Below are 9,244 nucleotides of genomic sequence, written 5' to 3'. Positions count from 1 at the left end.
GTTGTCAGCCAAGCAGGCTGGCAGGTCAAGCCTCTTCCTTCACGACTTCAGCAACTCCTCCCGCGACCCCAGCCAGCGTTGCAGGTGGCGCTCGGCCAGTTCGGGGTGGGCGGTCAGCATGTTCTCGGCGACGCCGCGCGCCATCTCGACCAGGTCGGCGTCCGCTTCCAGGTCGGCGTAGCGCAGTAGCGGCACGCCGCTCTGCCGGCTGCCGACGAATTCACCGGGGCCGCGCAGCTGCAGGTCGCGGCGGGCGATCTCGAAGCCGTCAGTGTGCTCGTAGATGATCTTCAGCCGCTGGCGGGCGACCTCGCCGAGCGGGCCGGCGTAGATGAGGACGCAGCTCGACTCGTGCGCCCCGCGCCCGACGCGGCCGCGCAGCTGGTGCAGTTGCGAGAGGCCGAAGCGCTCGGCGTGCTCGATGACCATCAGGCTGGCATTGGGCACATCGACGCCGACCTCGATGACCGTCGTCGCCACCAGCACGTCGATCTCGCCGGCCGCAAAGGCGGCCATCACCGCCTGCTTCTCGTCGGCTTTCAGGCGGCCGTGCACGAGGCCCACGGTCAACCCGGAAAACTCGGCGAGAAGCGTCGCGTAGGTTTCCTGCGCCGTCTGCAGCTGCAGGGCTTCCGACTCCTCGATCAGCGGGCACACCCAGTAGGCCTGGCGGCCTTCCTCGACATGCTTTTTGACGAAGCCGACGAGTTCATCGCGCCGGCTGTCGGCGATCAGCCGGGTCTTGATCGGCGTGCGGCCGGGCGGCAGCTCGTCGAGCACGGTGACGTCGAGGTCGGCGTAGTAGCTCATGGCCAGCGTGCGCGGGATCGGCGTCGCCGACATCATCAGCTGGTGCGGGTTGCTCCCCTTCTTGCGCAACGCCAGGCGCTGGGCGACGCCGAAGCGGTGCTGCTCGTCGACGATGGCGAGGCCGAGGCGGGCAAAATCGACGCCTTCCTGGATCAGAGCATGGGTGCCGACGATCAGCTGGGCGTCGGCCGCCGCCGCAGCCAGCTGTTCGCGCCGCGCCTTGCCCTTCAGGCTGCCGGAGAGCCACGCGACCTTGACGCCGAGCGGTTCCAGCCAGGCAGCGAGCTTGAGGTAATGCTGCTCGGCGAGGATTTCGGTCGGCGCCATGAAAGCCGCCTGCCAGCCGGCCGAGATGGCCTGGCAGGCGGCGAGCGCGGCGACGATGGTCTTGCCGGCGCCGACGTCACCCTGCAGCAGGCGCTGCATCGGGTAGGGCTGGCCGAGGTCGCGGGCGATTTCGGCCATCGCCCGCAACTGGGCGCCGGTAAGGCCGAAGGGCAGGCGGTCGAGCAGGCGGGCGCCGAGGTCGTCCCGCGCCACCAGCACCGGCGCCCCCTGTTCGCGGCGGGCGAGCCAGGCGCGGCGCAGCGACAGTTGCTGGGCCAGGACTTCGTCGAACTTGACGCGCCGCCAGGCCGGGTGGTGGCGGGCGTGCAGCGTGTCGAGATCGGTGCCCGGCGGCGGCGTGTGCAGGAAGCGCAGGCTGCGCGCGAGGCCGGGCAGCTTCAGCTGCTGGCGCAGCTCGTCGGGCAGGGTGTCGGCGAGGTCGGCACTTTCCAGCGCCCGGGCGATCAGCTTGTGCAGCGCCGAATTGGCGACGCCTGCGGTCGACGGGTAAATCGGGGTCAATTCCGTGGGCAGCGGCTCGTCGTCGCCCACCTTGCGGAAGCGCGGGTGCACCATCTCGGCGCCGAAGAAGCCGCCGCGCACCTCGCCGAAGGCGCGCACGCGCGAACCCGCGCTCAGCGCCGCCTGCTGGCTGGGGTAGAAGGAAAAGAAGCGCAGCGTGATCTCGCCGCTGGCGTCGGCCGCACGCACGATCAGCTGGCGGCGCGGCCGGTACTGCACCTCGTTGCCGTGGACGACGACCTCGACCTGCACCGGCCGCCCGCCGGCCGCGCGGGCGACCGGCGTGATGCAGGTTTCGTCCTCGTAGCGCAGCGGCAGGTGAACGAGCAGATCGGCCTCGCGCTGGAGGCCGATCTTCGCCAGCTTCTTGCGCAGCGCCTCCGAAGCCCGGATCGGCGCCGCACCGTCGCCGCCCATCGGCGGCTCAGCGGCCGGTGAACATCACCGCGTCGGCCTCGACCAGGGCGCCGCGCGGCAGTTCCTTGACGCCGACGGCGGCGCGCGCCGGGAACGGGTCGCTGAAATAGCGCGACATGGTTTCATTGACCCGGGCGAAATTGGCGAGGTCGGTCAGGAAGACGTTGAGCTTGACGATGTCGGCCAGCGAGCCGCCGGCCGCTTCGGCGACGGCCTTGAGATTTTCGAAGACACGAACGATTTGCGCGTCGATACCGTCTACCATCTGCATGGTCGCCGGATCGAGCCCGATCTGCCCGGAGAGGTAAACAGTGTCGCCGACGCGCACGGCCTGCGAATAGGTGCCGATGGCGGCCGGGGCGTTGGGCGTGGCGATGATGGTCTTGGCCATGATGAGTTTCCTGTCCTGATGTGCGAAAGCATTATTTTAGACCCGACCCCACATGAACCCACGCATCGAATCCCTGGAAAAAATGCTCGGCGGACCACGCGACGGCGCCCTGCTCCGCTTCTCGCTCGGCAACGAATACCTGAAGGCGGGCGACCCGGCCCGCGCCGGAAAATGCTTCCGGGACGCGGTCGACCGCGACAGCCAGTATTCGGCAGCCTGGAAGGCGCTCGGCAAGGCGCTGGCCGAGGCCGGCGACGCGCCCGGCGCGCTGGCCGCCTACGAGCGCGGCATCGCGGTCGCCGAAGCGAAGGGCGACATCCAGGCGGCGAAGGAGATGAAGGTTTTCGCCAGACGCCTGCAGAAGGCGCCCGGCACCTGAGCGGGAGGCTTAAAAGCCCTTGGAGTACTGCACGCCGAGGAGGTGCGCGCTGTCGTCGTAGGAGCCGCGCAGGTTGCTGGTGACGCCGGGAGCGAAGGTCTTGGTCTGGGTGATGCTCGGGTCGCGCAGGTACAGGTAGGCGTAGCCGGCGTCGATCCGGCCATAGACGCCGCCGTTCCACTGCGCGCCGAGCGAGAGCCAGATGCGGTCGTTGTCCGGCACGCGCGCCGTGCGGTTGCCGTCCGTCGTCGGCGTGCGGTCGTAGGCGATGCCGAACTTCAGCTTCCACGCGTCGTTGGCCTTGTAGGCGGCGCCCCAGGCGATGCGCCAGGAATCCTCGTAGCCGAAGTGTTCGCTGCCGATCTGCGCGCCGGTGTTGCCGTTGACGATGTTCAGCGTATTGACCGTGCTCCAGTTGGTATAGGAGAGATCGCCCATCGCCTCCCAGCGATCGGAAACCTGCTGCCAGACGGAGAGGATGAAGGTATCCGGCAGTTTCAGGTCCGCCCTGGCCGGCGTCGACGACAAGGCCGTGCTGGCATTGCCTTCGATCGTGTAGTTCACCGCGGAGCGATACGAAACACCAACGCGCATCGCCGGCGACAGGGTGAACAGGGCGCCGGCGTTCCAGCCCCAGGCACCGTCGTCGCCCTTGAGGTTGGAGTAGGCGAGACGCCCCGGCACGGCCGACGTCATTTCGGCGTCGATGGTCTGATAGCTGACGCCGATGCCGAGCGAAACCTTGTCGTTGACCTTCCAGGCCAGCGACGGGTTGTAGTTGACCGTGGTGATCTCGGACTTGATCGCCTGGTAGCGGCCGATCCAGTTGCTGCTGTCGTATTCCGTCTTCAGTCCGAACGGCGCCGAAATGCCGAGGCCGACGAACCAGTCCGGCGCCACCTGCCACGAGAAATAGGCATTGGGCACGGCCGCCCAGCCGCCGGCATTGCCGCCGTTGCCGCCGGTGCCGAGCAGGCCGCTCGATCCGTCGTCGCTGAACTCGAAGCGCGGCCCGACACCGGTCACGCCGGCCGACATCTGCAGGCCCGGCATGTTGGTCATGCCGGCCGGATTGAAGAAGATGGTACTGGCATTGTCGGCGACGGCCGCCGAACCGGCATAGGCCGTGCCGAGGCCGCTGGCATTCTGTTCCCAGAGCTGGAAGGCGGCAGCCGAAGCGGCACCGGAGAAGGCCGCCAGCACGAGCGCCGGCAGAACGCGCAGGGTCATTGTCTTCATCTCTTGTTTTACCTGAAAAAAAATTCGCACCTGCCTGATTCTACGTATTTTCCAGCGGAACGGAACGCTTTTCGCCATTTGCGTCGATGGCAACGTAAGTTAGTTGCGCTTCTGTCACCTTGACGGTCACCGGCTCGGCGTAGTTGCGCTCGGCATAGACCTCGACATTGACGGTGATCGAGGTGCGGCCGACGTGCACGATCTCGGCGTAAAGGCTGACGATATCGCCGACCGATATCGCCTGCTTGAACTGGAAGGAGTTGACCGAGACCGTCGCCACCCGGCCGCGCGCCCGGCGCATGGCGGGAATCGCCCCGGCGACGTCGACCTGGGCCATGACCCAGCCGCCGAAGACGTCGCCATTCTGGTTGAGGTCGGCCGGCATCGGCACGACGCGCAGCACCGGTTGCTTCTGGGGGAGGTTGACGCGGTCGACCGTCATGATGTGCCCGTTTTCAAATAAAGCCCGATTTTCCCGGAATCCGGGAAGTTTTCATATACTGGCGAAAACCCGCACCCAACCTGCCATGCGCCGCGCCACCGCCCTCCCCAAGCCCCCTGTCGGCCAGCCACTGCCCGAAAGCCACGTCTGGCTGACGCTGCGCACGCTGGTTCCCTATCTGTGGACCTATCGCCTGCGCGTGCTCGCCGCACTCGGCTGCCTGTTCGCCGCCAAGGTCGCCAACGTCAGCGTCCCCGTCGTATTCAAGCACATGATCGACGGCCTTTCGCCCGGCGAGCAGGCCCTGGCGCTGCCGGTGCTGCTGCTCCTCCTCTACGGCGCGCTGCGCTTCTCCACCGCCCTGTTCACCGAACTGCGCGAATTCCTCTTCGCCCGCGTGACGCAGCGCGCCGTCCGCCGGGTGGCGCTCGAGGTGTTCCGCCACCTGCATGCGCTGAGCCTGCGCTTCCATCTCGAACGGCAGACCGGCGGCGTCTCGCGCGACATCGAGCGCGGCACCCGTTCGATCTCCAGTCTGATCTCCTACACGCTTTACTCGATCCTCCCGACCCTGGTCGAGATCGGGCTGGTACTCGGCATCCTGTTCGTCAAATACGATCTCGGCTTCGTCCTGATCACCGTCGTCTCGCTGGTCAGCTATATCGTATTCACGGTCACCGTCAGCAACTTGCGCATCGACATCCGGCGCGCCGTCAACGAGAGCGATTCCGCCGCCAACACGCGCGCCATCGACAGCCTGCTCAACTACGAGACGGTCAAGTATTTCAACAACGAAGCCTACGAGGCGCGCCGCTACGACGCCCAGATGCTGAAGTGGGAGGATGCCGCGACGCGCAGCCAGACTACGCTCTCGGCGCTCAACCTCGGCCAGCAGGCGATCATCGCGCTCGGCGTCACCGCCATGATGTGGCGCGCGGCCAATGGCGTGGTCGACGGGAACATGACGATCGGCGATCTGGTGCTGGTCAACGCCTTCCTGATCCAGCTCTACATCCCGCTCAACTTTCTCGGTGTCGTCTATCGCGAAATCCGCCAGGCGCTGACCGACATCGAGCGCATGTTCAACCTGCTCAAGGAGAACCGCGAGATCGCCGACGCCGCGGATGCCCGCGACCTGCCGGAAGGTCCGCTACAGGTCAATTTCGCGGCGGTCGACTTCGCCTACGAGCCGGACCGGGTCATTCTCCACAACCTCGGCTTCGCCATCGCGCCGGGCAAGACGGTCGCCGTCGTCGGCCACTCCGGCGCCGGCAAATCCACCCTCGCCCGACTGCTGTTCCGCTTCTACGACGTCACCGGCGGTGCCATCCGCATCAACGGCCACGACCTGCGCCAGCTCAGGCAGGACAGCCTGCGCGCAGCGATCGGCATCGTGCCGCAGGACACCGTGCTGTTCAACGACTCCATCTTCTACAACATCAACTACGGCCGCCCCGACGCCAGCCGCGACGAGGTCTACGCCGCCGCGCGCGCCGCCCAGCTGCACGACTTCATCGAATCGCTGCCGCAGAAATACGAAACGCGCGTCGGCGAGCGCGGCCTCAAGCTCTCCGGCGGCGAAAAGCAGCGCGTCGCCATCGCCCGCACCCTGCTCAAGAATCCGCCCATCCTGATCTTCGACGAGGCGACGTCGGCGCTCGATTCGGCCACCGAGCGGGCGATCCAGGCCCAGCTCGAACTCGCCGCCGTCGGCCGCACGACGCTGATCATCGCCCACCGCCTATCGACGGTCATGAACGCCGACGAAATCCTGGTCATGGAGGACGGCCGGATCATCGAGCGCGGAACGCATACGGCGCTGCTCGAAGCCGGCGGCGCCTACGCCCGCATGTGGACCCTGCAGCAACAGGAACAGGCGCTGGCTGCCGAAAATGCATGACTTTCTTCTATACTGGCCGCAACGCTCACTTGGACCTCGCAGCCGGCGGTCGTGCCCGATGACACTTTCAGCAATCGCCCTCGCCCCCGACAGACAGTGCCGGCCGCCAGCCGCTGCATTCCGCGCATGCCAAGCGACGCCGACATGACCGAAGCCCATCTCCTCGTCGTCGATCGCGACCCGCGCAGCCTCGCAACCCTGGTCGACCATTTCCGCAGCGAGCCGGGCGTCACCTTCCATACGGCAGGCGATCCGGATACCGCATGGGCCATCCTGCAGGACCAGGCCGAGCATTTCGACCTGATGATTCTCGATTGCCTGATGCCGCAAGGCGGCGGCCTCGACCTGGCGCGGCGGATCCGCGCCAGCCAGCGGCTGGCCGGGATTCCCGTCGTCCTGCAGACGCCGGCGCCGCCGACCGCCGAGCAGATGCGCAGCGGCGCCGCCGCCGGCGCCTACCATTACCTGACCATGCCCGCCCAGCACGATGCGGTGCTCTCCATCGTCCATGCGGCGCTCGCCAAGTCCTCGTTCCGCAACGCCCTGCGCCGGCAACTGCGCCGGCAGTCGGGGAAGCATCGCGAGCTCGACACCTGCGAATTCTCGATCCGCACGCTCGAGGAGGCCGGCGAACTCGCCACCCTGATCGCCCAGGCCTGCCCGAATCCCGATGCTGCCCTGTTCGGCATCTCCGAACTTCTGGTCAACGGCGTCGAGCATGGCAACCTTGGGCTCTCCTACGAGGAAAAATCGCAACTGGCGCTCGACAATTGCTGGAAGAGCGAGGTCGACCGGCGCAGCGCGCTGCCCGACAACCTGGGCAAGCGTGTCCGCCTCAGCTTTCGCCGCGAGCCGGAGCGCATCACCCTGCGCATCGCCGACGAAGGCAGGGGATTCGCCTGGCGCGACTATCTGGAGCTCGACCCGCGCCGCGCCTGCGACCCGAATGGACGCGGCATCGCACTAGCCAGGATGTTAAGCTTCAGCAGCATTCATTACGAGGGCTGCGGCAACGTCGCAGTCGCCACCATCGCGCCGCCCGGCAACTGAATTCCAGCAGGCATTGTCGAAAGCAGTATCAAACCAACCTAGTCCAGGAGAAACCCCATGCTACTGAACCGATTGGCCCCCGCCGCCCTGATCGCCGCCGCCATCGCCGCCACGCCGGCGCTGGCTCAGGAATCGCCCACGCTGAAAAAGATCAAGGACACCGGCACGATCACCTTGGGTCACCGCGAATCCTCGATTCCGTTCTCGTACTACAACGACCAGCAGCAGGTCATCGGCTACTCGCAGGAACTGATGCTGAAAGCCGTCGACGGCGTCAAGGAGCAATTGAAGCTCGCCAAGCTCGACACCAAGCTGATGCCGGTCACCTCGGCCAACCGCATCACCCTGGTCCAGAACGGCACCATCGACATCGAATGCGGTTCGACCACCAACAACCTCGAGCGCCAGAAGCAGGTCGGCTTCTCGACCACCATCTTCGTCATCGGCACCAAGCTGATGACCAAGAAAGATTCGGGCATCAAGGACTTCCCCGACCTCGCCGGCAAGAACGTCGTCACCACTGCCGGCACCACCTCCGAGCGCCTGCTCCGGAAGATGAACGAAGAGAAGCAGCTGAAGATGAACATCATCTCCGCCAAGGATCACGGCGAAGCCTTCCTGACGCTGGAAACCGGGCGTGCCGTCGCCTTCATGATGGACGACGCGCTGCTCTACGGCGAAATGGCCAAGGCCAAGAAGCCGGGCGACTGGATCGTCACCGGCACCGCCCAGTCCAAGGAAGCCTACGGCTGCATGCTCCGGAAGGACGACCCGGAATTCAAGAAGATCATCGATGCCGCGCTGAGCAAGGCGATGACCTCGGGCGATGCCGAGAAGATCTACGCCAAGTGGTTCATGAACCCGATCCCGCCCAAGGGGCTGAACCTGAGCATGCCCCTCTCCGACGAGATGAAGGCCCTGTACAAGGCTCCCAACGACAAGGCGTTCGAGTAATTCCATCGGTTGCGGTCGACGGTCTGCCGGGGGCGATTTTCCGGGCAGACCGCTTCTGAGGGGGAGGTGGTCGCATGGCGTACAACTGGAATTGGCAGGTCTTTCTCCAGCCCAGCGCGACGGGTGAGGGAACCTATCTGGCCTGGCTGTTCGAAGGCCTGAAGTGGACCGTCACCCTCTCGCTCACCGCGTGGATCATCGCGCTGGTCGTCGGTTCGGTCATCGGCGTCCTGCGCACGGTTCCCAACCGCTGGCTGGGACTGATCGCTGCCAGCTACGTCGAGGTCTTCCGCAACATTCCCCTGCTGGTCCAACTGTTCATCTGGTATTTCGTGCTGCCGGAACTGCTGCCGGGCGAAATGGGCAACACCTTCAAGCAGATGAATCCGCTGGCCCAGCAGTTCTTCTCGGCCATGGTCTGCCTTGGCCTGTTCACGGCGGCGCGCGTCGCCGAACAGGTGCGCGCCGGCATCAATTCCCTTCCGCGCGGCCAGAAGAATGCCGGCCTGGCGATGGGCTTCACGCTGGCCCAGTGCTATCGCCACGTGCTGCTGCCGATGGCCTACCGCATCATCGTCCCGCCGCTGACCTCGGAATTCCTCAACATCTTCAAGAACTCCGCGGTCGCCACCACCATCGGCCTCATCGAGCTCTCGCGCCAGGCCCAGCACCTGGTCGATTTCACCGCCCAACCCTACGAGGCCTTCATCGCCGTGACGCTGCTCTACCTGCTGATCAACGTCACCGTGATGTTCCTCATGCGCCGTCTCGAAAAGCGGGTGCAGGTGCCCGGCTTCGTCGGAGGGAAATGAG

The 9,244-nt window shown here is 66.0% G+C and carries 9 protein-coding genes; 5 read left to right on the top strand and 4 right to left on the bottom strand.

Annotation, left to right across the window (positions count from 1 at the left end):
• Nucleotides 1-39: 39 nt before the first annotated feature.
• Nucleotides 40-2,076, bottom strand: coding sequence for an ATP-dependent DNA helicase RecG (gene recG / locus GH660_RS11380; protein WP_153146777.1), 2,037 nt, complete (start codon nucleotides 2,074-2,076; stop codon nucleotides 40-42).
• 7 nt (nucleotides 2,077-2,083) lie between these two features.
• On the bottom strand, nucleotides 2,084-2,467 hold the full coding sequence (locus GH660_RS11375) for a RidA family protein (RefSeq protein ID WP_153146776.1): 384 nt from the start codon (nucleotides 2,465-2,467) through the stop codon (nucleotides 2,084-2,086).
• A 52-nt stretch (nucleotides 2,468-2,519) separates the two neighbouring features.
• On the opposite strand from GH660_RS11375, the gene GH660_RS11370 reads away from it, so the two are divergent.
• Complete coding sequence (locus tag GH660_RS11370; RefSeq protein ID WP_153146775.1) at nucleotides 2,520-2,846, top strand: tetratricopeptide repeat protein; 327 nt, start codon at nucleotides 2,520-2,522, stop codon at nucleotides 2,844-2,846.
• A gap of 9 nt (nucleotides 2,847-2,855) precedes the next feature.
• On the opposite strand, the gene GH660_RS11365 is transcribed toward GH660_RS11370, so the two are convergent.
• On the bottom strand, nucleotides 2,856-4,076 hold the full coding sequence (locus tag GH660_RS11365; RefSeq protein WP_228276467.1) for an OmpP1/FadL family transporter: 1,221 nt from the start codon (nucleotides 4,074-4,076) through the stop codon (nucleotides 2,856-2,858).
• Between the two features lie 49 nt (nucleotides 4,077-4,125).
• On the bottom strand, nucleotides 4,126-4,527 hold the full coding sequence (locus tag GH660_RS11360; protein ID WP_153146773.1) for an acyl-CoA thioesterase: 402 nt from the start codon (nucleotides 4,525-4,527) through the stop codon (nucleotides 4,126-4,128).
• A gap of 85 nt (nucleotides 4,528-4,612) precedes the next feature.
• Between GH660_RS11360 and GH660_RS11355 the strand changes: the two genes are divergently transcribed.
• The 4 genes from GH660_RS11355 to GH660_RS11340 all read left to right on the top strand — a co-directional run bounded on the left by GH660_RS11355 (nucleotide 4,613) and on the right by GH660_RS11340 (nucleotide 9,243).
• Nucleotides 4,613-6,427: an ABC transporter ATP-binding protein/permease gene (locus GH660_RS11355; protein ID WP_153146772.1), complete on the top strand. Its 1,815-nt coding sequence runs from the start codon at nucleotides 4,613-4,615 to the stop codon at nucleotides 6,425-6,427.
• 126 nt (nucleotides 6,428-6,553) lie between these two features.
• Nucleotides 6,554-7,477 (top strand): response regulator, encoded by a 924-nt coding sequence (locus GH660_RS11350; RefSeq protein ID WP_153146771.1) that lies wholly within the window; start codon nucleotides 6,554-6,556, stop codon nucleotides 7,475-7,477.
• Nucleotides 7,478-7,534: 57 nt separating this feature from the next.
• On the top strand, nucleotides 7,535-8,431 hold the full coding sequence (locus GH660_RS11345) for a glutamate/aspartate ABC transporter substrate-binding protein (protein ID WP_153146770.1): 897 nt from the start codon (nucleotides 7,535-7,537) through the stop codon (nucleotides 8,429-8,431).
• A gap of 74 nt (nucleotides 8,432-8,505) precedes the next feature.
• Nucleotides 8,506-9,243: an amino acid ABC transporter permease gene (locus GH660_RS11340; RefSeq protein WP_153146769.1), complete on the top strand. Its 738-nt coding sequence runs from the start codon at nucleotides 8,506-8,508 to the stop codon at nucleotides 9,241-9,243.
• Nucleotide 9,244: the final 1 nt, after the last annotated feature.

The organism is Dechloromonas sp. H13 (genome assembly GCF_009469615.1).
Lineage (GTDB): Bacteria > Pseudomonadota > Gammaproteobacteria > Burkholderiales > Rhodocyclaceae > Azonexus.
The sequence above is the reverse complement of the archived record's forward strand: the minus strand, read 5'-3'. Positions and strand labels throughout refer to the sequence as shown.